This is a genomic window from Priestia sp. SIMBA_032, from assembly GCF_046535215.1.
Lineage (GTDB): Bacteria > Bacillota > Bacilli > Bacillales > Bacillaceae_H > Priestia > Priestia aryabhattai.
In genome coordinates this window covers 1-25,095 of the sequence record NZ_JAWRXD010000023.1, presented here as the reverse complement: position 1 = coordinate 25,095, position 25,095 = coordinate 1, and the positions used below count along the sequence as shown (strand labels likewise).

The window sequence follows — 25,095 nt, the reverse complement described above, 5'->3', positions numbered from 1 at the left end:
TTGCATTCATATGAAATATCATGTTATTATAATAAACGTCGCTAAGAGATATAACATGAGCCATTAGCTCAGTTGGTAGAGCATCTGACTTTTAATCAGAGGGTCGAAGGTTCGAGTCCTTCATGGCTCACTTTTGTTACAACGTGGCCCGTTGGTCAAGCGGTTAAGACACCGCCCTTTCACGGCGGTAACACGGGTTCGAATCCCGTACGGGTCATTTTTAATATTTTTAATACATAGCATATAGACTGAGGTCCCGTGGTGTAGCGGTTAACATGCCTGCCTGTCACGCAGGAGATCGCGGGTTCGATTCCCGTCGGGACCGCCATTTTGGCTCGGTAGCTCAGTTGGTAGAGCAAAGGACTGAAAATCCTTGTGTCGGCGGTTCGATTCCGTCCCGAGCCATCAAAAAGCATGACTTTATTTAAAGTCATGCTTTTTTCTTTTATTTACATTTAAAAGAAAACGTTATTTGCTTTGTATCTCTTTTGTGGTAATATATTACTTTTGTATTTAGAGATGGTTGAAAATCATATATCTTCATGTATAGTAGAGGATGAACTTGTGACGTTTCAAGGGTTATCAAGTATAATAAAACTACGGTATTCAAACAGTATGAATACTATCTTTTATATTTTGCTTCAACTAATAAAGGAGAACGATGATCATGGATAAACGTATTTTAGTCGTAGATGACGAAAAGCCGATTGCAGATATTTTAAAGTTTAATTTGCAAAAAGAAGGTTACGAAGTATTTTGTGCTTATGATGGCGTGGAAGCACTTGAAAAAGTGGAAGAAGTCCAGCCTGAAATGATTTTATTAGATATTATGCTTCCTCAGAAAGATGGAATGGAAGTTTGCCGAGAAGTGCGTAAAAAATATGATATGCCAATTATCATGTTAACAGCAAAAGACTCTGAAATTGACAAAGTTTTAGGTCTAGAATTAGGTGCAGATGATTATGTAACTAAGCCGTTCAGTACGCGTGAATTATTAGCACGTGTAAAAGCTAATTTACGTAGACATCAGCAGGTAGCTGTTCCAACAGAAGAAAGTGAAACGAATGAAATTACAATTGGAGCACTTGTTATTCACCCAGATGCTTATATCGTGTCTAAGCGCGGAGAAACGATTGAACTGACTCATCGTGAATTTGAGCTACTGCATTATTTAGCGAAGCACATTGGGCAAGTCATGACGCGTGAACACTTGCTTCAAACCGTATGGGGCTATGACTATTTTGGTGATGTGCGTACGGTAGATGTAACAGTTCGAAGATTACGTGAAAAAATTGAAGATAATCCAAGCCATCCAATGTGGATTGTAACAAGACGTGGAGTAGGCTATTATTTACGCAGCCCAGAGCAGGAGTAATTTTAGATGAAGAAAGTAAGGCTCCTGCAATCTATTCATTTAAAGTTTGTATTGATTTATGTGCTGCTCATTTTAATTGCGATGCAAATTATTGGGGTCTATTTTGCACGACAATTAGAAAAAGAATTAGTTAACAACTTTCGAACGTCTCTTCAAGAGCGGACAGACTTGCTGACGTATAATATTGGACAAGAAATGGTGAAAAATCGTGATGATGATTCACCCACTCTTGAAGAAGACTTAAAGACTATTTTACGAGATTTTGCTTCAAGACCCAACTTAGCTTCAAATGATATGAATGACATCTCAGAAGTAAGAGTCATTGACCAAAATAGAAGAATTATTGCTACATCGAACTCAAATCCTCAACAGATCATAGGCAAAAAGACTAATGATTTAGCGATTACAAATGCGTTGTTAGCAGGAACGAACTCTGATAATGTATTTGTTGATCAAAGCGGACAGCGAATCAGAGTTATGATACAGCCTATTCGTTTACAGGATAAAGTAGGTGCCAGTCAATCAAATTCAACTAATAAAAATGGAAAAGTTCAGTCTAGCGAAGAAATCTTAGGTGCTATTTACTTAACAGCTTCCATGGAGCCTGTTTACGATCAAATGAGTAATATCAATCAGATCTTTAAAGCAGGTACGGTGATTGCTCTTTTTATTACAGCTATTTTAGGCGTGTTTTTAGCTCAGACGATTACTCGTCCAATGTCTGAAATGAGAAAACAAGCACTTGAGATGGCCAAAGGGAATTTTACGAGAAAAGCTAAGGTATACGGGTATGATGAAATTGGTCAGCTAGCTCTCACATTCAACAACTTAACAAGAAAGCTTCAAGAAGCACAGGCAACAACAGAAGGGGAGCGCCGTAAGCTTAGTTCAGTATTAGCTCATATGACGGACGGAGTTATTGCGACGGATCGAAAGGGAAGAGTAATTTTAATTAATGATCCAGCCGCAGCTATGCTAAATGTTTCACGTGAAACGGTTTTGTCTGACCCAGTTGTTTCCCTATTAGATCTTGAAGAAACGCATACGTTTGAAAGCTTGCTCGCTAATCAAGAGTCATTAATTTTGGACTTTAGTACAAAATCGGATCCTTTTATTTTAAGAGCTACCATTTCCGCTATTCAAAAAGAGACCGGTTTTATTAACGGGATTATCATTGTCTTGCATGACATTACAGAGCAGGAGAAAATTGATCAAGATCGCCGAGAATTTGTAGCGAATGTTTCACATGAATTGCGTACGCCGTTAACAACGATGCGCAGTTATTTAGATGCGCTTGCAGACGGAGCTTGGCAAGATAAGGATTTAGCTCCAACATTTTTAAATGTAACGCAAACGGAAACAGAGCGAATGATTCGTCTCGTTAACGACTTGCTTCAATTATCTAAGCTAGATAGCCAAGACTACCGATTTAGTCGTGACCCAATCAATTTTGTGAAGTTCTATCATTACATTATTGATCGCTTTGAAATGACAATTGAACAAGGTATTTCATTCGTGCGCGACTTGCCGAATGAAGCAATCTATGTCGCTATCGATCAAGATAAAATTACACAAGTATTAGATAACATTATTTCCAATGCAATAAAATATTCACCTGAAGGCGGAACCATTACATTTTCAATTGCTCAGCATACGCATGAAATCGTTGTGAGCATTAAAGACCAAGGTATGGGAATTCCAAAATCAAATTTAGCTAAAATTTTCGAACGCTTCTATCGTGTAGACAAAGCACGAACGCGTAAATTAGGCGGAACAGGATTAGGGCTTGCTATTGCCAAGGAAATTATTGAAGCACATGATGGACGCATTTGGGCAGATAGTCAGGAAGGAAAAGGAACAACGATTTACTTTACTCTTCCGATTGAAAGTGAGAATGATGACGAATGGGAATGAGATATGAACATATCAAAACGGCCATCTTAGTTGTTCTCGTCGCTTCCAGTTTAATTATGACGTATCATATATGGACGTATCAGCCTTCTTATAAGGTCATTTCAAAAAATCAACATTTGCAGGAAGTTGAAGTGAGTTCAAAAAGTAAAATAGAAGATCATATTCTTCCAACAGAAGTTCTCTATCATCGAAACGATAATCACTACATGTCTCACGACGAAGATGATGTAAACAAATGGGTAAATGAAATGAAAAAGTGGAAATTTTCGAATGTGACGGACGTTTCGGATGCTATTTCTCCTGATGGATTTTTAAATTATGTCCATGGAAGTAATTCTATTGAAGTGCTGTATCCAGACGCGCTGCCGTTAAAAACATTCCAACAGCTTTTTTCATTTTCTCAAACGTCTTTGCCTAATCAAACATTTGACCGTGTACTCATTAAAATTAAGCGTACACCTTCCTTTTTCGTGAGCGTGTATCTTGTGAATTATGAGCAAAAAAAGATTTATTCGGTTACAGTCAAGAATTTGGCCAAAGATGATATCAAAGAATTAGAAGATAAAATGAAACGTACGTATGCCCCGAGCCTTGTATATAAAGAAAACAAAAATCGGTATATCTTCCTTCCGGAAAACAATATCACGATGAATAGTGAAGTCTACTATACGAGCATGAGGCATTTAGATATTGAGAAATATAAGGAAGCGCTTTTTAACAACCCAGACTATGCACGGAAAGAAACGTCTACAAACCGAGATGTCTACACCGAAGGTACAAAAGTGATTAATGTCAATACGAAGACAGATGTGATGGAATATGTGAATCTTGTAAATTCCACGACCGAGGTAATGGAAGATTATAATTTAATAAATCGCAGCTTTAGCTTTGTTAATGACCACGGCGGCTGGACGGAATCTAATTACAGGTTCAACAGCTGGAATCGTATTACAAAAGAAATTAGCTATCGTTATTATAAAGATAACTATCCCGTGTACAGCAATCAGGGAATGACTGAAATATATCAGAGATGGGGAAATGCGGAGATTTTAAATTACCGTCGCCCTCTTTATCGTTTTGTAAGAGTACAGGACTCGAGTGTAGAAAAGCTGCAGTCATCTCAAAAGGTGATTCAATTAATTGAAAAACACCAAAACTTTGACCCGAACCTGTTAAAAGATATTTCAATAGGCTATCAGCTAGAAGAAGTGTCACAGCAGCCAAAAACCGGTGAAAAGACGGTTGAGTTTAATTCTAACTCTGTCAAACTCGTTCCTTCTTGGTTTTATTATTATAATAGCAAATGGTATCGAATTGCACCGCCGACCGAAGGAGGCGATAACGATGGATTGGAATAGAACAAAAACCATCTTTATTTTCACTTTCTTGATTCTTAATATTTACTTAGGCTATCAGATTTTTAAAACTCATCAAGAAGATCAGTACTCTCTATTTGTAGAGTCGAGCGTTGAAGAACAATTAACGAGTGAAGGCATTGAATACAAACATTTACCTACAGATGTGAAGGAAGCTTCGTCGTTAAATGCTAAAAGCAAACTGTTCAAAGATGAAGATTTAAAAAAGCTTAAAGAACAAAAAGCAGCGCTGCTTGAGGAAAAAACAATTCGAAGCGTATTAGATAAACCTTTTTCAGTGCCTGAAAAAAATACAAAAGCAAAGCTAAATCAATTTCTAAAACGATATGTGCTCTCGGGTGAGGATTATGAGCTATGGAACGTTAATAAAGAGAAAAAAACAGTTACATTCTTTCAACAATATAAGAAGCACAAAATCTATGACAATGAAAACGGCATGATCATTGCTCATTTAAATGATAAAGGTGAAATTGTTTCATATGAACAAACGATGCTAGGTTCTGTGAAAACGTTAGATGATGAGCAGGATGTTTTGTCCCCTTTAAAAGCATTGGAAAATTTGTTTTTGAAGGATGAATTGAAAAAGAAAGACAAAGTGACAGACGTAGAGTTTGGATACTATACGTTTGATCTGCCGTTATTAAATTCTCAAGTTTTAGCACCAACTTGGCACATTGTTGTAAATGGAGATACAAGTTATTTTGTAAATGCCTTTGAAGGACAGATTATTAAAAAAGGAAATAAATAAGTATTTGGAGTGAGATAAATGAGCCTTCATTTCAGCGTGCTAGCGAGTGGGAGCACAGGAAATGCGATTTTAGTAAGTGATGGAGAACATTCCTTACTAGTTGATGCAGGGCTGAGCGGAAAGCAAATGGAAGCTCTCTTTCAACAAGTAAATCGCAATATCCCGGATTTATCAGGAATTTTAGTGACTCACGAACATAGTGACCATATTAAAGGATTAGGTGTTCTGGCACGTAAATATAAGCTCCCTATTTTCGCAAATGAAAAAACGTGGAACGCAATGGATGGCTTGATCGGCAACATTAATACGGAACAGAAGTTTCACTTTGAAATTGGCCAAACGAAATCGTTTGGTCAATTGGAAGTGGAGTCTTTTGGCGTTTCGCATGATGCCGCAGAGCCTATGTTTTATGTCTTTCATCAAGGGTCTAAAAAATTAACCCTTATTACGGATACCGGCTATGTAAGCGACCGCATGAAAGGTACGATTAAAAATAGCGATATGTACGTATTTGAAAGCAATCATGATGTCGAAATGCTGAGAATGGGGCGCTACCCTTGGAGCATTAAAAGACGAATTCTGAGCGACGTGGGACACGTATCAAATGAAGATGCGGCGCTTGCAATGGCAGATGTGATTGGAGATCAAACCAAACGCATTTACTTGGCGCATTTGAGTCAAGACAATAACATGAAGGAAATTGCCCGCATGTCGGTTGCACAAGTATTACAACAAAAAGACATCAATGTAGAGGACAATATTCTCCTATGTGATACTGATCCAAAAAGACCAACTGATATTGTTTATGTATAGTCTCTAGAAAGGAAGCGAAAAATAACTTCATTTAGTACGTGAATGCAGACATTCACGATGATAAATGAAGGGTTCGGTGATAGTGTGGAACATTATGATGAAGGCCAAGAGCCGAATAGTCGGCCGCCTGAACGCCGCAGAGGATATTTCGCTTCTGCTCTAATTGGAGCTATTATAGGTGCACTTATTGTACTGCTTCTTATGCCAGCCTTGGTGAGGAACGGGATTTTGCCATACGGATGGATGAATGCTGAAAATGGAGATGAACAAACAGGATCTACCATTCAAAAGTCAGTATCTCTTGACGTCACTACGGCCGTCACAAAAGCCGTTTCCGAAGCCAATGCAGCAGTTGTAGGAGTTGTAAACATCCAGAACTCTGAAAGCTTTTGGAATGATGAACGAACTGATGCCGGGACGGGCTCAGGCGTTATTTACAAAAAGCAAGGCAATAAAGCTTATATTGTGACAAACTATCATGTCATTAAAGGCGCTAACGAAATTGAAGTAAGCTTCAGTAACGGTACAAGAGTATCAGCTAAAATTCTTGGCAGCGATGATTTAATGGACTTAGCAGTTCTTGAAATTGATGCAGGTCACGTGACAAAAGTGGCTACCTTCGGAAATTCTGATAAGCTTAAAGCAGGTGAACCAGTGATTGCTATCGGAAACCCGCTAGGCCTTCAATTTTCTGGATCCGTTACACAAGGGGTTGTCTCAGGGGTTAACCGTGTCATTCCTCAAGATTTGAATGGCGATGGAAATCCTGATTGGCAATCAGAAGTCATTCAAACAGATGCAGCAATTAACCCTGGTAATAGCGGGGGTGCTCTTGTTAATATTGATGGTGAATTAATAGGCATTAATTCCATGAAAATTGCTCAAGAAGCAGTAGAAGGCATTGGTCTTGCGATCCCAATTAACATGGCTAGGCCCATTATTAATGACTTAGAACGATATGGCGAAGTCAGACGTCCGTATCTTGGAGTTAGTACACTATCATTAAGTGAGGTATCAGGGTATCATTTAAAAGAAACTCTTAAGTTACCGCATGATGTAGTGAACGGAGTCGCTGTTCTAAAAGTCGAGCCAGGTTCACCAGCTGCTAAAGCTGGGTTGAAAGAATATGATGTGATTGTTGAGCTAGATCACAGCAAAGTAAGGGATATTGCGACACTTCGCAAACACCTCTACATTGAAAAAGAAATTGGCGATAAAATGAATGTAACGTTCTATCGTGATGGCAAAAAGAAATCCACAGAAGTAAAATTAACGCGTCAAATGAAGTAAAAGAAAAGTTATCCACAGGGGATAAACTCCTGTGGTTTTTTAATGAAAAGAATAGAGAAAGGAAGATAAATACATGAAGATATATTGCTGTTTAGAACACACAGAACTAGCGCTGGATGTAATGGTAGATGAGATTGAGCTAGCACCAGTTTTTGAAAAAATAGAAAACTCAACTGACAAAAAAAGCTGCGAATATTGTGACAATGAAGCTGTATATGTAGTAGGGAACTAATATTCTTATACAAAATGTGGATATAACATGTGGATATGTGGATAATATCTGTGGATAAGAGATAAAGGAGAGGAGAACAGCCTGTGAATATCTCTATTATAACCATTGGGAAGTTAAAAGAAAAATACTTAAAACAAGGCATTGAAGAATATTTAAAGCGTTTATCAAGCTATGCAAAAGTAGAAATTATTGAGCTTGCAGATGAAAAAGCGCCCGAAAACTTAAGTGAATCTGAAATGGAACAGGTGAAACAAAAAGAAGGAGAGCGCATCTTAGCGAAAATCTCAGATGATACTTATGTGATCGCATTAGCTATCAACGGAAAACAGAAATCTTCCGAGGAACTCGCAAAAGAAATTGATTCATTAGCTACTTACGGAAAAAGTAAAGTAGCGTTTGTCATTGGTGGATCGCTTGGCTTAAGCAGCGAAGTAATGAAACGTTCAAACGCAGCTCTTTCTTTTTCAAAGATGACGTTTCCTCATCAGCTTATGCGCCTAGTATTAGTAGAACAGATTTACCGAGCTTTTCGTATTATTCGAAATGAACCTTATCATAAATAGAACGTGTGGATATTTTTTCATTAAAAGCAGAGGCAGAAGGAAATGTAAAACCTTCTGCCTCTGCTTTTATCATATGTGGATAAATAGCACACGTCTATAAAAAAGAACAATTGAGTTTGAGCAAACGAGATCTTACTTTAAGAAACAGAAAAACCTTCGTCTTCCTTCACTCCAGCTCTGTCTTTAAACTCATCAAGCAACGCACGCACTTCGTCAGTTGTTTCCGTGCTCATGAGTAGATTTCTTAATTCACTTGCACCGCGGAACCCACGAACGTAAATTTTGAAAAAGCGTCGAAGCGGTTTGAAAGGGCGTGGCTCTAGTTCTTCAGAATATTTGTCATGAAGGTCTAGCTGCAGGCGAAGAAGTTCTAATAGCTCTTCGCTTGTGTGCTCTTTCTTTTCTTTTTCAAACGCAAACGGATTATGGAAAATTCCGCGTCCAATCATGATTCCATCAACGCCGTACTTCTCCGCAAGCTCAAGACCTTTTTGGCGGTCAGGAATATCACCGTTAATTGTTAGTAGTGTATGAGGCGCAATTTCGTCACGAAGCTTCTTGATCTCCGGAATTAACTCCCAGTGCGCGTCAACATCGCTCATTTCTTTTTTCGTACGAAGGTGAATAGAAAGGTTCACGATATCCTGTTCTAGAATGTGCTTCAGCCATTCGTACCACTCGTCAACTTGCGTATAGCCAAGACGAGTCTTTACGCTTACTGGAAGCCCTCCAGCTTTGGCTGCCTGGATAATCTCAGCCGCAGTATCTGGACGACGGATCAGACCAGAACCTTTTCCGTTTCCTGCAACGTTCTGTACAGGGCAGCCCATATTAATATCAATGCCGCGAAAGCCCATTTCGGCCATGCCGATACTCATTTGACGGAAGTATTCAGGTTTATCTCCCCAAATATGCGCAACGATTGGCTGTTCATCATCTGTAAACGTCAAACGTCCTTTTACGCTATCTTTTCCTTTCGGATGGCAGTAGCTTTCCGTGTTCGTAAACTCTGTAAAAAATACGTCAGGTCGTGCTGCTTCAGTCACAACATGGCGAAAAACGACATCCGTCACAGCTTCCATCGGTGCCAAAATAAAAAACGGACGCGGCAACTCATGCCAAAAATTATCTTTCATCTTATATCTAAACCCTTTCTTTTAGGGAAAACATATTCCCAAAATTAAAAAGTGTAATTTCTTTTATAAGGTTGAATGCTAGTATAAACTTCAACCAATATATACTTTAATGGTATGGAACGAAAAGTGCAAGGGAACGAGACATTTTGTTTGGCTGGAAATACTTATTGAAACGAATTCTATATCTAGTATTAGTGGGGTATAAGCGAGCCTGAAGGGATATACCGGATACTTACCAATAAATATGCTAACGCGTTTGGGGCTAGGCACTTTCTTTAAGGATATTATAAAGTATTCACCATAATTATGGCCATGATAAACGGTTTTATCAATAACTTCTACTATATAAAAACCACGTCTGTCACTGCACAACAGACGTGGCTTCATTACGTATTAATGCTTTTTGTAAGGAGCGCCGTCCTTAGAAGGCAGTCCAGAAATGTATCCGACACCACCAGTTTCTTGAATGCCGATGCTTTCTTTCATTGCATTAGCTAACTCTTCTTTATCAACGGCGGTAATATTTTTGTCGCTGATGTTCTCGCCCGGGTGCTGATAGTTGCTTAGTACGTAGCGAGAGTTTTTAATGTTTTCTACTGCACGAAGTCCTGTTGCTTCTGCTCCCACTGGAACTGAAAGGATGCGTGATAGTTTTTTTGTTTTTACATTATAAGCCCATACAAAGTTGTTTGTGTGCAGTGAGCTGTCTTCTCCGATAAACAGTGTATTTAAGTCATTTGAATACGTAAGGTTATCAGGGTTGGCAATTTTATTTGGATCCGCTGTATTACCGTATGCATCTGCTTTTTCTAGGTCTTGTCCAATCAGTAGCCCTTCCATGCTTGCAGGAACGTAGCGGCTGTTAATCTTGCCTTTTGCTTGGTCTTTTTGATGCGATCCTAAATTCAGCTGATAGGTCACACCAGACTCTAATTTTGGAAGCTGGATATCATCTTGTACAGCGCCAGATTCTTTTAGCATGGCACTATTTTGATAAGAAATAGCCATATACGCTTTTTTGTCTTTTTTGTTAACCGTTAGTCCTTCCATCTTGTTGAATTCAGACGTGGCACCTAGAATCGCACCGTATCTGCGTGATTCTAAAAAGGCAGCTGCTTTTTCCATGCCAGGCTTTACTTTTAAATATTCAACTTTTTTACTTGCGGCGGTTTTGACTGCTTTAAATCCTTTTGTAGGCTGATCAGCTGTTTCAAAAATATCACTAAATTTTATGCCTTTTTCGATTATTGTTTTCACTTCATTGTCTGTTGCATGGCCAAGCTTAATCCACTGAAGGTCGCCTTTACCTCCATTTTTTGTGCTCGTTTGTTTAAACTTTGCAGCATATAGCGTTCCTGCTGAGAAGTCTTTTTCCTTATCTGCTACATACATAAACATTATAGTATTAAATCCATCGTCTCCAAAAAGAGCGGTTTTATTATCTGGAAGTACCTGCATCATTTCATGTGAAAAACGACCTGTGCTGTAATGTTTTACGACGGACGCATTGCCGCTTTCGTCTACTGAAATTTCTGGAATCCAGCCATAGTAGTAAGGATTTGCTTTTGACGTGTCACCGAAATAAAGTTTGGCGAAGTTCGTGACGTCTTTATAAGAGCTGGATGAAGGGTCTTCAAAAGCACGTGCATCGGGCTCGTATTCTTCTGAACCAAGGTGAGTACCCCAATCCGTTGTAGAGCCATTACACGGCGTCCACAAACCATTTACATTAGAAAAATCAATTTTTTTAGCATGGTTGACGGTTAGTTTTCCTGTTTTATCATCTTGATCAACTTGTGTAAGCGTCATGGAAGCAGGAAGACCGGAAATTTCTTTTCCAGCATTATTAACAGATTCATATTCATAATGTGAAATAATATAAGACTTACCGTTAATGGTGATAAAGCTGTTTGAATCTGGTGCATCTGATACGTATGGTGATGGCTGATCAGGGACGCTTTGGTCGATAATTGGATCGCCGTTTGCATCGATTGGTGTACCTGCTGCGATTAATTCCCCTTTATTATCGACAATTTTATCTTTTGAAAGAAAGAGCTGGTTATAGTTAAGCGGCGTTTCTTCCACACTTCCATCTTTATACGTTACTTTTACAGATGCCTCTGTATACGTTTTAACCATATTTTCAATTGTAGTAGGTGCTTTCATTGGCTGAAACTCGACGCTTTTGATTTGTTTTGGGTGTTGAACTGGATGATGCTCTGCTGCAAAAGCAGAAGCAGCGTTAGAAGCTAAGAGAGTGAGAGATAGTCCAAGAGATACTCGTTTTTTCATGGTTGATAACCTCCAAATCGTATTCATACACTTATTAAATCATTTGATTGTTGAGGAAATATAAAGAGAAGTATTGTATTTGTTGAGCTGTTGTTAAGAACGTTGAACATTTATATGACAAGTTTAACTAGAAGTTATTCAGCTATCTTTCAGAATTTGTTCAGGTAGCATTCAGCTGGGCTTCATAGTGAATTCATGTTCCGCTCTTACAATAAACACATAGCTAAAGAGGACAAGAAGCGCTTTGGCTCGTACAGCAACAGTGAAAGGTATTTTAGCAGAAAAAAACGTTACTCCAATGGCGCTATTTTGATAAATGACCGCTGCTAAAACCTTTAGCTTGAGCTGTAAATACATTGAAAATTACGCGGAGGTATAATCATGATTGGAAAAGTATTAGCAGGAAAAGCAGTAGTAGCAAAAGCCGTGGGAGGTGCCACAATTGGAACAGCTATCGCTCTTGGATCAATGACAAGTGCATTTGCTTCAGACGGCCAGCACATTACTTCAACAAAAGCGTCGGCTCATACCGAAGCGGCAACATATACACAAGCTCAAGCAAAAACAATTGCCTTAAAGAACTGCGGAGGAACGGTTCAATCGGTTTCTTTTGAAAATAATGCCTATACGTTTTTAATTCACGGACAAGATAATCAAGATCACCACGTAAAAGTAAATGCACACAGCGGAAAAGTGGTAAAGGTTGAAAAACTATCTTTTTCTCGAAGTGAGGCACAAGCAGTAGCGTTGAAAAACTGTGGAGGAACAGTTAAGTCAGTAGGCTTCAATGATGGAGTGTATACGTTCTTAATTCATGGGAAAGATAGCCGCGATCATCACGTGAAAGTGAACGCACAAAGTGGAAAAGTGATTCAAATTCAAAGCGCTGCATTTACAAAAGCACAGGTTCAAACGATCGCATTAAAAAATTGCAGCGGAACGATTCAGTCTAGTTCATATGCAAAAGGTGTATACACATTTTTAATTCACGGAATAGATAACAAAGATCACCATGTGAAAATAAACGCTGAAACAGGAAAAGTAATCAAAGTCGAAGCGGTAAAGTTTACGCAAGAACAAGCTAAACAAGCTGCTCTTCAACAGCACAAAGGAACAGTTCAATCTGTTTCATTCAGTGAACAAGCGTACACGTTTGTAATCAAAGGAACAGACAATATAAAACATACTGTGAAAATCAGCCCTCAAACAGGAAAAGTATGCTGATTTGATAAAAAAGACGATTGCTTCACGGCAATCGTCTTTTTTACGTCAAGGGCAATACGATTTCAAAAGCAGTTCCTGCATTCAATTTGCTTTCTACACGTATTTTTCCCCCGTGCAGCTCTATAATAGATGCGCTGATGGCCAAGCCTAAGCCCGCTCCTCCATATGCTCGAGAGCGTGAAGCATCAGCTTTGTAAAATCGTTCAAATAAATGAGGAAGGTGCTCTTGAGGAATGCCGTGACCGTTATCTTGTATTGTTAATGAAAGCTCTTTCTCATTTGTTTTCCCTATCACTTGAATAACTCCTGTATTTGGGTTTGTATGCTGTACCGCATTGGAAAATAAGTTTAAAATAACTTGTTTAAATTGATCTTTGTTAATTTCTGATGGTAAACGGCTTGGGAAGTTGAATAAAACGTTTCTGTTCCCAGCCAATAGCATTAATTGAGGTTTCATATCTAAAATCAATTCATCTACAAAACAGCACTCTTTTTGAAACCGGGGAAGTTGATCAAGCTGAGCAAGAAGCAGAAGATCCTGAATCAGTTTGCGCAGCCTTTTAGACTCCTCATACATACTTTTTAATGCGTCGTTTAACTGTTCAGGATTACTGCTAGCCCCTCTTAGTAAAACTTCTAAAAAGCCATGAATGGATGTAAGGGGCGTTCGCAGTTCATGAGAAGCGTCCGCAACAAAACGTCGCATTTGTTCTTTGGCCTCTGTTTCAGCTTTAAATGCTTTTTCAAGACGCTCAAGCATTTCGTTAATAGAAAGAGAAAGACGGTCCATTTCAATTTGTCCTTGATTAACGGGTAAGCGGTCATGTAAGCTTCCGGCATTTATATGCTCCACTTTTTTAGTAGTAGTAAATAAAGGGATTAACGTCCGTTTTAAAAAAGAAGAAAAAACAAAAAAAGCAATGGTCATTGCAGTAAGTGAAAGCATTAAAAAGATCATCATTTGTCTGATTAACAAATCTCTCAGTGATTCTGTTGGAGTATTGATTTGGATAACGCCCTGTATTTCTCCATCAAAGACAATGGGTTTTAAAACAATGACTTGCTCTTGATGATCATCGATTTTTTTGACGGTGCTCATCGTGTTTTCCGGCTGGTTGATGTTTTTCATTACTTGTTTGTATGTAGATGCGGAAAGCCTAGGAAAGTATGAGTGATGTGGATCCTTAGCCAACCTTAAAAAGGTAATCTTTTGATTAATAAAGGTAATATTAACACCTGGGAAATAAACCATTGGTCTTGATTTTTTTACATTCTGGCTTGTTTCAATATCATGCTTCCAGACATCATCAGGAATCAAGTGAATTTGATCCTCGATGCTTCTAATTTTGTTTGTGTAGATAAATTGCTTCATGAACACGTATTGAAACAAGCCTATCAGTATCAGTAAGCTCAAAATAACAAGCAAACTTCTGACTAAGAGCTGAAGGCGAAGAGAGTTCAGCGGAAAGAACCGTTTGTACCTCATGAAATATCAATCCGATACCCTACACCGCGAAGCGTTCGAATAACGGTTCGGCTATGGTCCTGTAATTTTTCTCTCAGTGATCGAATGTATACTTCTACAATGTTTTCTTCTCCTCCAAAATCATATCCCCACACTCGATCTAAAATGGTGGATTTACTTAGTACGAGACCGTGATTAATAACCAAGAATTTTAAGAGTGCATATTCAGTAGGGGATAAATCAAGTATGTGATTAAGGTATTTAATTTCTTTGCGGCGGTCATCAATTTTAAATGGACCGATTGATACTTCGTCTAATAAGTTGGGAAATTGATTGCGGATTCTAGCTTGAATGCGCGCAAGAAGTTCTTCAAAACTGAAAGGTTTGACCATATAATCATCTGCTCCGATGGTCAGCCCCTTTACTCGATCGTCTACTTGATCTTTTGCTGTTAGCATGATGACAGCTATATTCCCCATTTTCTTCAACAAGCGGCATACTTCAAATCCATCCATTCCCGGAAGCATAACATCTACAATAGCGATATGAGGCTTGAATTCTTTGGCTATATTAATTCCTTCAATTCCGTCTTGGGCAGCTTTGATATCAAATCCTTCATTCGTTAAACCTAAAGATAAAAACTGTAAAATAGTTGGTTCGTCATCTATAAGCAAGACTTTAATTCCTTTTAGTTGATCCATCATGGTGAAAACTCCTTTGCTCCTCTACTTTCTATTATGCTTTTTTATCTGAAACAGCACTGAATAATAGCTGAAAGCAAGCTGAAAAATAGTAGCTATTCTTATATCTTCAGCTAACTTTAAGCTTCTATTCGTCTTATTCTCAGAAATCTTTTGCATAATGAACGGCGTAGTAGATAAAACACCATAAATTGGACGGAAAGTCTAATGGTGAAAGAGGAGGAAATTTAAAGATGATTAAATGGGCAAAAGTATTGTCTACATCTGCTTTAGGAACTGCAATTGCATTTAGCTCTATTACAACGAGTCACGCTGCAGAAATGAAGACAGCGAAGGCAGAGACAACTGAACATGTGAGTATCTCGCAAGCTCAGGCGAAAGGTATTGCTTTGCAAGATTGCGACGGGACGGTCACATCTACGGAATTTAAGCAGGAATCAAGTGTGTATGTAATTACCATTGTAACGAATAACCTGGAGCAAAGAATCGTAGAAGTAAGTGCGAGCACTGGAAAAGTAGTAAAGAAGCAAGAAGTGAAGTTATGGACACAACCTCAAGTGAAAGAATCCATTTCTAAGCAGTATAAAGGCGTTATTCAATCCATTACATTTAACAAAGACACGCGTGAATATACGTTAACCGTAGTATATGGCAAAGTAGAATATACGCTCACCGTAGATGGTCTAACGGGGAAAGTCATTCATGAAAATAAAAAAGAGCTGCAGCTAATGCTAGAGCAAAAAATAAAAGAAGCAGCTGTCAAACAGTATAGTGGTTACGTATATAGTCTAGAGTTTAAAGAATCCGCTAGTCAGTATATCGCAGTGATTCTTAAAGATGGCACTCAATATACCGTAACGTTAGATGCTTTCACCGGAAAAGTAGTTAATACTTCTCAGCAAGAAGTGAAGCTATTAACGAGACAAGATGCAAAAGATCTTGCATTGGCTACATATGCAGGTAAGGTGAAAATGGTAGAATATGATCAAAACACAGCGATTTTCACAGTGAAAATAATCAAAGATAATACGGAATACACAGTCAGAATCGATGCGGTTTCGGGTAAAATCACATATGTAAAACAAGATAAGCTTCAGCCGTTAACGGAGAACGCTGTAAAAGTTCTTGCTTTAAAACATCAAGAAGGAAAAGTGGAGCATATTGAGCTTACAACGGAAAACTCAATAACTGTATACGTAGTAACGATGGTGAGCGGAAGCAAGCAGCAGACGCTTAAGTTCGATGCTTATACGGGACAAGAGTGTTCATAACTTTTTATCTTAAAATATACATTTCATTTTTCATTCATATCAAGCAGAGGATGCTTCAAAGCACCCTCTGCTTTTCTATTTTGCAACTGGAAACATTAACGGCTATCTATGTTAAGATAAATGTAGAGTATTCTCGTAAAATGGATAAAACTAGAATGAACTAAATTAAATAGATAGGGTGTACACATGAGAAAAGAAGTACAAGTTATAGCCAAAGAAGCTTTTATTAAAAAAGTGAACAAAGGTTATCCACTCATTGAAAAAGATGCGCTTGTTGATGGTCATAAACTTCAAGAAGAAGGCGTTATTATTAACTTAGTCACTCCGAAGAATCAATTTTTGGCCAAAGGCTATTATGGGAAGCAAAACAAAGGCTACGGCTGGATTCTGACGAAGAAGAAAAGTGAACAAATTGACGCGGCGTTTTTTGCACGGAAAATTCAGCAAGCGATTGCCTCTCGTCAAGATTTTTATGCGTCTGAAGATACAACTGCTTTTCGCGTATTTAATAGTGAAGGTGACGGAATTGGCGGCTTAATTATTGATTATTATGATGGATATTACGTCATGAGCTGGTATAGTGAAGGTATTTATCAATTTAAAGAATATGTCATTGAAGCCTTAAAATCTGCGCCTAACTTTAAAGGGCTATACCAGAAAAAACGTTTTAACGTAAAAGGGCAGTATATTGAAGAAGATGATTTTGTAGCAGGGGATAAAGGTGAGTTCCCTCTTATTGTAAAAGAAAACGGTATTCGTTTTGCTGTTTACTTAAATGACGGAGCGATGGTTGGGGTCTTTTTAGATCAGCGAGACGTCCGTAAAACGATTCGAGATAAATATGCAAAAGGAAAGACCATTCTAAACATGTTTTCGTATACAGGCGCATTTTCAGTGGCGGCTGCTCTTGGAGGAGCTGCGAAAACAACAAGCGTCGACTTGGCCAATCGCAGCTTGGCAAAAACAATTGAGCAATTTAGTGTAAATGGAATTGATCACGAAGCACAGGACATTATCGTAGAAGATGTTTTCAAGTATTTTAAATATGCGGTCAAAAAGAACATGACCTTCGATCTTGTGGTGCTAGATCCGCCGAGTTTTGCCAAGTCGAAAAAGCATACGTTTAGCGCGGCAAAAGACTACAAAGATTTATTAAAAGAAGCCATTGCTCTTACAAAGCCAAACGGTGTCATTGTAGCATCTACGAACGCAAGCAATTTTGATATGAAAAAATTCCATTCGTTTATTGAAAAAGCTTTTAATGAAAAAGGGGAACAGTACAAAATGATGGAGCAGTTCGCTCTTCCAGCTGATTTTAAAACAATAAAAGAATTTAAGTCAGGTAATTATCTCAAAGTCGTGTTTATTCAAAAAGTAAATCGCTAAATGCAAGGCTGCATGATGAACTCATGCAGCTTATTTATTGTGATGAAATAACGCTTACAAGCTATTTTGAAGGGAATAAAGTGAAGGTGAAAGATAAATATTGTCAATATGTATGATAAAATAATAAAGGAATTATGCTCAACACTTCACAATTTTACAATATCATCCTTAGGAAACGTATTTTTACAATTGTTTTATTTTAAAAGGGATAAGTATTGGGTACGAAGTGGAAAGAGCATACTACTACTATTATTTAAAAACATGAAAGGAGAAAGATTATGGCTGAAACAACAAAAAAGCCTGCCGGTGAAGTGAAATTTATTCCTTTATTAATTTGTCTGGCAATCGGACTTATTTTATGGTTTATTACACCTCCGTCCGGACTTGATGTAAAGGCTTGGCACTTATTCGCTATTTTTGTGGCTACTATCGTAGGGCTTATCATTAAACCATTGCCATTAGGCAGTGTAGCTATTTTATCTTTAACCATTATTGTATTAACTAATACATTAACACTTGAACAATCGCTCAGCGGTTTTCAAAATACGACGATTTGGCTAATCGTTATTGCATTCTTTATTTCTAGAGGCTTTATTAAGACTGGTCTAGGAACAAGGGTTGCCTATATCTTTGTTCGTTTGTTCGGTAAAAAGACGTTGGGACTATCGTATTCTCTTATCGTAAGTGATTTACTTTTATCACCTGCAATGCCGTCTAATACAGCACGAGCTGGAGGAATTATTCTTCCAATCATTCGGTCTTTATCTGAAACATACGGATCGAGAACTGGAGACGGTACGGAGCGCAGAGTGGGTGCTTTCTTAACAAAAGTATCGTTTCAAGGAGATATGATTACATCCGCTATGTTCGTAACCGCAATGGCGGCCAATCCTCTTGCTGTTAAAATGACGGAACAAATTACAGGCAAGACTATTTCATGGGTTGGCTGGGCAGCGGCTGCAATTGTACCTGGAATTATTAGTTTAATTGTTATTCCGCTTGTTATTTATAAGCTGTATCCGCCAGAATTAAAAGAAACACCGGAAGCATCTGAAATTGCAGTAAAAAAATTAAATGAGATGGGTCCGCTAAAGAAAGAAGAATGGTACATGATTGGCGTATTTTTACTTCTTCTTGTGCTGTGGATTTTTGGCGCTAATTTAAATATTAATGCAACAACAACTGCTTTTATTGGTCTATGTACGCTGCTTTTAACGCAAGTATTAAGCTGGTCGGACATCAAAAAAGAACAGGGAGCATGGGATACATTAGTTTGGTTTGCTGTTTTGGTTATGATGGCAACTTTCTTAAATGATCTAGGCATGATTCCTTGGTTCAGTGACCTGATGAAAGGCACTGTTAGTCATATGTCTTGGATGACCGCGTTAATTGTACTAGCTATTGCGTATTTTTATTCTCACTACTTTTTTGCGAGTAATACGGCTCACGTCAGCGCTATGTACGCAGCATTTTTATCTGTTATCGTGGCCGCTGGTGCGCCTCCTTTACTGTCAGCATTAATTTTAGCGTTCTTTAGCAATTTATTTGGCTGTTTAACTCACTACGGCAGTGGACCGGCACCCGTGTTCTTCGGTAGTGGATATGTAACACAGCAAAAATGGTGGTCGCTCGGCTTTTTAATTTCAATTATTCATATTATCATTTGGATTGGAATTGGTGGCTTGTGGTGGAAACTGCTAGGTCTATGGTAAAAAAACAGTGGCGCAGGCCACTGTTTTTTATGCTTCAGCCCAAACGGATACAGAGCCGCCATTTACAGGGAACTGTCCGTAGCCATCTTCTTCAATCACAACTTGGTCCTCTCGGTTGTTTGTGAAGTCAATCCAGGTTTGTCCGCTTCGGTGTTCGCCGACGAACATTCTCTTTTCGCCATCTTCGCCGTTTGACATCACCACAGCGCATCCTGACTTCTCAAATTCCTCTACACCATGCCTTACCCACCCAATGGTATTCGGGTGGTCAAAATAATCGTCTTGCTGTCCGTATGCTTTGTCATAGCGTACATGCAAGAGAGCGGAAATATCTTTTTCTTTTCCCTCAATTGGGTGCTCTCCGCCTATTCCAAAATAGTCTCCGTAAAACACACAAGGATAGCCGTCTTCACGAAGTAAAATTAGAGCGTAAGCACTTTGTTTGAACCAATCTTCTACCCAAGATTCTAAAGATTCATTTGGCTGAGAGTCATGGTTATCTACAAATGTGACAACATTCAACGGGTGAGTCTTGACTAATGTATCATCAAAAATCGTGGTTAAATCAAAATCTCTTCCTTGCTGAGAGGCTTCATGTAGTTTATAGTGCAGCGATACGTCAAACAAATCGATTTGGTAATCAATCACGTCTAGGAATTCCTGACAGGCTGTTAACTCTGGATTCCAAAACTCTCCCACAAAATAAAAGGGCTTTTCTTGAGAAGAGGACAATTCGTGGGCAAACTCTTTAATAAAATCGTGGTTAATATGTTTAATGGCATCTAATCGATAACCGTCACACTGCAGAGTGTCTGCTAACCATTTTCCCCATTTGATCATTTCTTCTCGAACTTCAGGATGATCGTAATCAATATTCGCAAACATTAAATAATCGTAGTTGCCAAACTCTTGATCCACATTTTCGTTCCAGCTTTTGTTTTCTCCGGCAATACGAAAAACGCCTTCTTTTCCATTTTTATCATCGTAATCAGTGCCGTTAAAATGATTAAAGTTCCATTTGAAAGAAGAATATTGATCGCCGCGCCCTTCAAATGTAAACTTTGTCCACCCTTCAATTTCAAAAGGTTCAGAAATTTCTTCTGTTCGGTTCATGGGGTCTACTTCAATGACGTGGAACGTTTCTTTTTCATCTGCTGCAGCTTTATGGTTCATTACAATATCCACATAAACATTAATTCCATGATTATGACAGGCATCAATCGCTTCATGCAGCTCTTGCTTGGTTCCATACTTTGTACGAACGGTTCCTTTTTGATCAAATTCGCCAAGATCGTATAAGTCGTAAACGCCGTAGCCATTATCCTCTGATGAAACACCTTTTGTAACCGGGGGAATCCACACGGAATCAATTCCTTGTTCTTTTAGTTGAGGAGCGAGCTCTTTGAGGCGTTTCCAATGCTCGCCATCAGCTGGCACATGCCATTCGAAAAATTGCATAATTGTATGATTCCGTTCCAAGTTAAATCATCCTCCTTTTAAATAAAAAGATATAATCGCTCACGGATAGTTCTTTAGAATCAAATGAGGAATTGATTATATTTTTTCTTTTAACGTTCCTGTTATCCTTATTCTTTAAACCTTTTTCAACATATGAAGCTTAAGAAAATCTTAAGATTTCCCCTTCTTTTTTCTTAAGAAATGCAGTTTACAATAAAACCCATAAACGAAATGACCCATGATATACTTTTGAAAGGAGTGTGAGAAATCAATGAACGAATATGTGGTTTTAGTCGTAGACGATGAGCAAGAAATCCGTAATGGCATTGCTATTTATTTAAAAAATGAAGGTATTAAAGTCTTTACGGCCAAAGATGGAATCGAAGCCATAGAGATACTAAATAAAGAAAAAGTTCACTTAATTATTCTTGATATTATGATGCCAAGACAAGATGGCATTTCAACGACGTTTAAAATCCGAGAACAAAAAAATATCCCGATTATTATGCTGAGCGCTAAAAGCGAAGATGCAGATAAAGTGCTCGGTCTGCAGGTAGGAGCAGATGATTATGTGACAAAGCCTTTTAATCCATTAGAACTGATAGCGAGAGTTAAATCACAGTTAAGAAGATATGTGACATTAGGTACATATGAGGAAACAAAGACGATTGATATCCGAGGTCTCGTACTTGATATTGAGGCTAAGTCCGTCACTCTTGATGGGGTGTTTATTAAGCTGACTCCCATTGAGTATAAAATTGTAGAGTTATTAATGAAAAATGCAGGGAGAGTTTTTTCCATACATGATATTTATGAACGCGTATGGAATGAACCAGGCTACAATGCAGAAAACACAGTAGCGGTACACATTAGAAAAATAAGAGAAAAAATTGAGATTGAACCAAAAAATCCGAGGTATGTAAAGGTTGTGTGGGGACTTGGATACAAAATGGAAAAGTAGCGTCATTTCAGCTATAGGGATTATCTTGTTTTTATTTGGTTTAGGAGCAACTATTTCTTCAATTAGTAACGTGCATAATCTATTAAAAACAAACTATTTACAAAAAAGCAGCTATGTAAAATCAGAAGACTTCAAAAAGCAAATAAGTCGTTTTACAAATGATCTCTACCTTTTAGAATTGACAAAAAAAGATAAGAATACCGTTAATGCAAATAAGATAACAGAAGAAGAGATTGAGTCGTATCGATATAAGGAAGGAACATTAACAGAACAAATAAAAAACGTGCACGATAAATATGAAGAAAAAATAGAAGACGCTAAGCAGGCAAAGAGCAAAAACGTTGAGGCTGCCTATGTAAAGCAGCGGGATCTAGAAGTTAAAAACATTCAAAAAAAGTTTCAAGATGATCAACTTGTTCGAGAAGAAATAGCGAAAAACAAAGAACGCGAAATGAAGAAAATTTATGCTGAAGCTTTTAATCAACAAAAACCATTATCTCAATATAAAAAAGACATCATGTATTATTTAAAAGATAGAAATACAAAAAAAATATATACGAACATCCAAAACGCAAGCAAAGAAGATGTTAATCAATTAGTAAAACAGAAAAATATATTGTATAAACATACTTATTCAGCTCAATCACCGCTTGTGTTTCAACCGAATGCATATGATAATTCATCGTTAAGTAGTGAGGCAGACTCAGAGATTCCAATTCGGTATTTAAAGCAGAAGTTTACGGGTATAATTGCTGTTCCTGAAAAAGAAGCTTTCAGTAGTTCTTTATTTGATGAGTATAACTATTATCATCACCAAAATGTAGTATTTTTCGTGTATGCATTGTCAGGGATAATAGCTCTGTTAATAGTTTACTTTATTTATAAAAAAACAATAACCGGACGTTTAAAAGAAATAGCAAGACAAACTGCAGTACAAAGGATTTATAAAAAAGTACCTTTAGATATTTGTATAATGGTTTTTCTTTTGTACTCACTCTTTACATTAAGTCTCATTCTGAACGGCTATCCAACTTCTTTATTAGAATCATATAAGCATGTTGCTACGTTCTTCTTTTACATGATAGCGATATCCATAGCTATTTGCCTATGGACACTTCAAGTATTTCTACTGTTTCAGCGTATGCACACACTAGATAATATAAAAGGAGAATATAAAAGAACGTGTGTTTATCAAGTAATTGATTTTTTACAATCTATTTTTATTATCAGACATATTGGCATGCATATAATGGTTGTAGTGCTGCTTTTAGTGTTTGCCGTGTTTGCTGTTGCAGCTTTATTGACTAGTGGATCTATGTTTGCAGAACAAGTATCTATACTATACTTAGCTGTTGGAAGTGTTGTAGGAGTGGTTACTTTGATACTGCTTATACTACGAATTAATTATTTAAATAAAATTATTATTTCAATTGATCAAATCGCCGCAGCTGAGTGGACAGAGCCGTTACCTATCAAAGGAAAATCAGCTTTGACTCAAGCAGCGATAAATATAAATCATATTCAGCAGCAAGTTCAAACATCTCAGCATGTTCAAGTTAAAAGTGAACGCTTGAAAACAGAGTTAATTACCAACGTCAGTCACGATTTGAGAACACCATTGACTTCTATTATGACATATACAGCGTTGTTAAAGTCGCAGGATCTTAATTCGGACGAACAACGTGCTTACGTTGAAATTATTGACCGTAAATCAAAACGTTTACAGACACTTATTGATGATTTATTTGAAGTGTCAAAAATGGCAAGTGGAAATGTAGAATTGCATAAAGACAAAATTGATATTAACCAGCTTCTTCATCAGGCTTTAGCTGAATATAATGAAGCAATTGAAGATTCAACTCTGCAATTGCGTATTCAATCTCTCGAAAAGCCGATATTTGCTACTGTAGATGGTCAAAAATTATGGAGAGTATTTGACAATTTGATAGAGAATATATTGAAATATTCACTTGAACAAACGCGTGTCTATATTTCTGTTCAAGAAATAAACGAACAAGTGAAACTAACGTTTAAAAATGTAAGTAAATATGAATTAAATGAGCAGGCAGATGAGCTGTTTGAACGATTTAAAAGAGGGGACACTTCAAGACAAACCGATGGCTCCGGACTTGGGTTAGCTATTGCTAAGTCAATTATTGATTTGCACGGAGGAGAATTGAATATTGAAATTGACGGAGATTTATTTAAAGTAACGATTACTCTTTAATGTGAGTGAATATAAACAGCATATCTAGTAAAAAAAGAAGCAACCTCATTATGGAGTGACCCCTGTCAAATAGACAGTCTTAAGAAAACTACCTATGCAGCCTGAGTTCTATACTGATAAGGACTCAGGTTATTTAATTTTCGTTGAAATCGTTCATGATTATAAAAATTTATGTATTGGTGAACGGCATTTTTGACCTCATTGGCTGTTTGGAATTTATATAGATAGAAGCATTCCGATTTAAAATGACTAAAGAAACTCTCTATACAAGCGTTATCCCAACAGTTGCCTTTTCTAGACATACTAACTTTCATCCCATTCGCTTTTAAGAAGCGATGATAAGCACGAGATGTATATTGAATTCCCTGATCACTATGTATGAGGACTTCTTCTACATTTCTTCGTTTCTTGGCAATTTCGAGTGTATCCATTACTAATTTCAAATCATTCCTCGAACTTATCTTATAGGCAACAATTTCATTGTTGTACAAATCTTTAATCGCTGATAAATACAAAGATTGTCCATTAAAAATTAAATAGGTGATATCGGTTACCCATTTCTGGTTAGGCTGCGAAGCCTTAAACTCTCTGTTCAGATGATTAGATGACAGAACGAAAGCTTCTCTTTTTCGATAATATGGCCGTTTTTTTCTACTAATAGCTTTTAGCTTCAGCTCTTTCATTAACCGTTGAATACGTTTGTGATTTACATGTAATCCATATACGACCTTTAACCAGGTCTGTACTCTCCTATATCCATAGATACCTCTGAACTTTTGATAGCACTCTCTTATTTTTTGTTTCATTCTTCTATCTTCACATTGCTTATGAGAAGGGGAATCCTCACGGTTCCGCCATTTATAATAGCCACTTCTAGAAACCTCTGCAATTTTACATAAGAGGCAGATAGAGAAGCGTTTCTTTGACATTTCTTTAATAACTTTATATTTC

Annotated in this window: 20 protein-coding genes and 4 tRNA genes; 18 read left to right on the top strand and 6 right to left on the bottom strand. The window is 37.6% G+C overall.

Annotated elements, in window-relative coordinates:
- The first annotated feature begins 57 nt into the window (after positions 1 to 57).
- The 12 genes from SB717_RS29130 (at position 58) to rlmH (ending at position 8,311) form a co-directional block, all read left to right on the top strand.
- Positions 58 to 130 (top strand) — tRNA-Lys (locus SB717_RS29130).
- Positions 131 to 145: 15 nt separating this feature from the next.
- A tRNA-Glu gene (locus SB717_RS29125) sits at positions 146 to 217 on the top strand.
- 35 nt (positions 218 to 252) lie between these two features.
- Positions 253 to 328 (top strand) — tRNA-Asp (locus SB717_RS29120).
- Positions 329 to 332: 4 nt separating this feature from the next.
- Positions 333 to 405: transfer RNA gene (locus SB717_RS29115), tRNA-Phe, on the top strand.
- A gap of 262 nt (positions 406 to 667) precedes the next feature.
- Positions 668 to 1,375, top strand: coding sequence for a response regulator YycF (gene yycF, locus SB717_RS29110; protein WP_013085552.1), 708 nt, complete (start codon positions 668 to 670; stop codon positions 1,373 to 1,375).
- Positions 1,376 to 1,381: 6 nt separating this feature from the next.
- Complete coding sequence (gene walK / locus SB717_RS29105) at positions 1,382 to 3,289, top strand: cell wall metabolism sensor histidine kinase WalK (RefSeq protein WP_014457685.1); 1,908 nt, start codon at positions 1,382 to 1,384, stop codon at positions 3,287 to 3,289.
- Complete coding sequence (locus SB717_RS29100) at positions 3,280 to 4,647, top strand: YycH family regulatory protein (protein ID WP_028411920.1); 1,368 nt, start codon at positions 3,280 to 3,282, stop codon at positions 4,645 to 4,647. The genes walK and SB717_RS29100 overlap by 10 nt, the downstream gene beginning before the upstream one ends.
- Positions 4,634 to 5,413 carry a two-component system regulatory protein YycI gene (locus SB717_RS29095; RefSeq protein ID WP_098621163.1) on the top strand — a complete coding sequence of 260 codons (780 nt, stop codon included), beginning with the start codon at positions 4,634 to 4,636 and terminating at the stop codon, positions 5,411 to 5,413. Before SB717_RS29100 ends, SB717_RS29095 begins: the two co-directional genes overlap by 14 nt.
- A gap of 18 nt (positions 5,414 to 5,431) precedes the next feature.
- Positions 5,432 to 6,226, top strand: a complete 795-nt coding sequence (locus SB717_RS29090; RefSeq protein ID WP_013059903.1) for an MBL fold metallo-hydrolase — start codon at positions 5,432 to 5,434, stop codon at positions 6,224 to 6,226.
- Positions 6,227 to 6,283: 57 nt separating this feature from the next.
- Complete coding sequence (locus tag SB717_RS29085) at positions 6,284 to 7,516, top strand: S1C family serine protease (RefSeq protein ID WP_410906070.1); 1,233 nt, start codon at positions 6,284 to 6,286, stop codon at positions 7,514 to 7,516.
- 73 nt (positions 7,517 to 7,589) lie between these two features.
- Positions 7,590 to 7,748, top strand: coding sequence for a CxxH/CxxC protein (locus SB717_RS29080; RefSeq protein ID WP_013059901.1), 159 nt, complete (start codon positions 7,590 to 7,592; stop codon positions 7,746 to 7,748).
- Between the two features lie 83 nt (positions 7,749 to 7,831).
- On the top strand, positions 7,832 to 8,311 hold the full coding sequence (rlmH, locus tag SB717_RS29075; protein ID WP_074681894.1) for a 23S rRNA (pseudouridine(1915)-N(3))-methyltransferase RlmH: 480 nt from the start codon (positions 7,832 to 7,834) through the stop codon (positions 8,309 to 8,311).
- Positions 8,312 to 8,448: 137 nt separating this feature from the next.
- Here rlmH and SB717_RS29070 read toward each other — a convergent pair whose 3' ends face one another.
- Positions 8,449 to 9,447 (bottom strand): tRNA dihydrouridine synthase, encoded by a 999-nt coding sequence (locus SB717_RS29070; RefSeq protein WP_028411924.1) that lies wholly within the window; start codon positions 9,445 to 9,447, stop codon positions 8,449 to 8,451.
- A 393-nt stretch (positions 9,448 to 9,840) separates the two neighbouring features.
- Positions 9,841 to 11,739 (bottom strand): PhoX family protein, encoded by a 1,899-nt coding sequence (locus SB717_RS29065; protein ID WP_410906068.1) that lies wholly within the window; start codon positions 11,737 to 11,739, stop codon positions 9,841 to 9,843.
- Between the two features lie 381 nt (positions 11,740 to 12,120).
- Between SB717_RS29065 and SB717_RS29060 the strand changes: the two genes are divergently transcribed.
- Positions 12,121 to 12,963: a PepSY domain-containing protein gene (locus SB717_RS29060; protein WP_410906066.1), complete on the top strand. Its 843-nt coding sequence runs from the start codon at positions 12,121 to 12,123 to the stop codon at positions 12,961 to 12,963.
- A gap of 40 nt (positions 12,964 to 13,003) precedes the next feature.
- Here the strand turns inward: SB717_RS29060 and SB717_RS29055 are convergent, their stop codons facing one another.
- Entirely contained in the window at positions 13,004 to 14,449 is a 1,446-nt protein-coding gene (locus SB717_RS29055) for a sensor histidine kinase (protein WP_410906064.1), read from the bottom strand.
- Complete coding sequence (locus SB717_RS29050) at positions 14,446 to 15,129, bottom strand: response regulator transcription factor (RefSeq protein ID WP_045293923.1); 684 nt, start codon at positions 15,127 to 15,129, stop codon at positions 14,446 to 14,448. The genes SB717_RS29055 and SB717_RS29050 overlap by 4 nt, the downstream gene beginning before the upstream one ends.
- Before the next feature lie 233 nt (positions 15,130 to 15,362).
- On the opposite strand from SB717_RS29050, the gene SB717_RS29045 reads away from it, so the two are divergent.
- The 3 genes from SB717_RS29045 (at position 15,363) to SB717_RS29035 (ending at position 19,498) form a co-directional block, all read left to right on the top strand.
- Entirely contained in the window at positions 15,363 to 16,400 is a 1,038-nt protein-coding gene (locus SB717_RS29045; RefSeq protein WP_074681890.1) for a PepSY domain-containing protein, read from the top strand.
- Between the two features lie 186 nt (positions 16,401 to 16,586).
- Positions 16,587 to 17,786 carry a class I SAM-dependent rRNA methyltransferase gene (locus tag SB717_RS29040; RefSeq protein WP_410906062.1) on the top strand — a complete coding sequence of 400 codons (1,200 nt, stop codon included), beginning with the start codon at positions 16,587 to 16,589 and terminating at the stop codon, positions 17,784 to 17,786.
- A gap of 278 nt (positions 17,787 to 18,064) precedes the next feature.
- The gene (locus tag SB717_RS29035; RefSeq protein WP_057244750.1) at positions 18,065 to 19,498 is read left to right on the top strand and encodes an anion permease; all 1,434 of its coding nucleotides are present in this window, start codon (positions 18,065 to 18,067) and stop codon (positions 19,496 to 19,498) included.
- 27 nt (positions 19,499 to 19,525) lie between these two features.
- On the opposite strand, the gene SB717_RS29030 is transcribed toward SB717_RS29035, so the two are convergent.
- Entirely contained in the window at positions 19,526 to 20,977 is a 1,452-nt protein-coding gene (locus tag SB717_RS29030; RefSeq protein ID WP_098621171.1) for an alpha-amylase, read from the bottom strand.
- Between the two features lie 250 nt (positions 20,978 to 21,227).
- On the opposite strand from SB717_RS29030, the gene SB717_RS29025 reads away from it, so the two are divergent.
- Positions 21,228 to 21,917, top strand: a complete 690-nt coding sequence (locus SB717_RS29025; protein ID WP_025752427.1) for a response regulator transcription factor — start codon at positions 21,228 to 21,230, stop codon at positions 21,915 to 21,917.
- Positions 21,895 to 24,144, top strand: coding sequence for a sensor histidine kinase (locus SB717_RS29020; protein WP_410906060.1), 2,250 nt, complete (start codon positions 21,895 to 21,897; stop codon positions 24,142 to 24,144). The genes SB717_RS29025 and SB717_RS29020 overlap by 23 nt, the downstream gene beginning before the upstream one ends.
- Before the next feature lie 92 nt (positions 24,145 to 24,236).
- On the opposite strand, the gene SB717_RS29015 is transcribed toward SB717_RS29020, so the two are convergent.
- A partial coding sequence (locus SB717_RS29015) for an IS3 family transposase (protein ID WP_410906058.1) occupies positions 24,237 to 25,095 on the bottom strand: 859 nt, incomplete at its 5' end.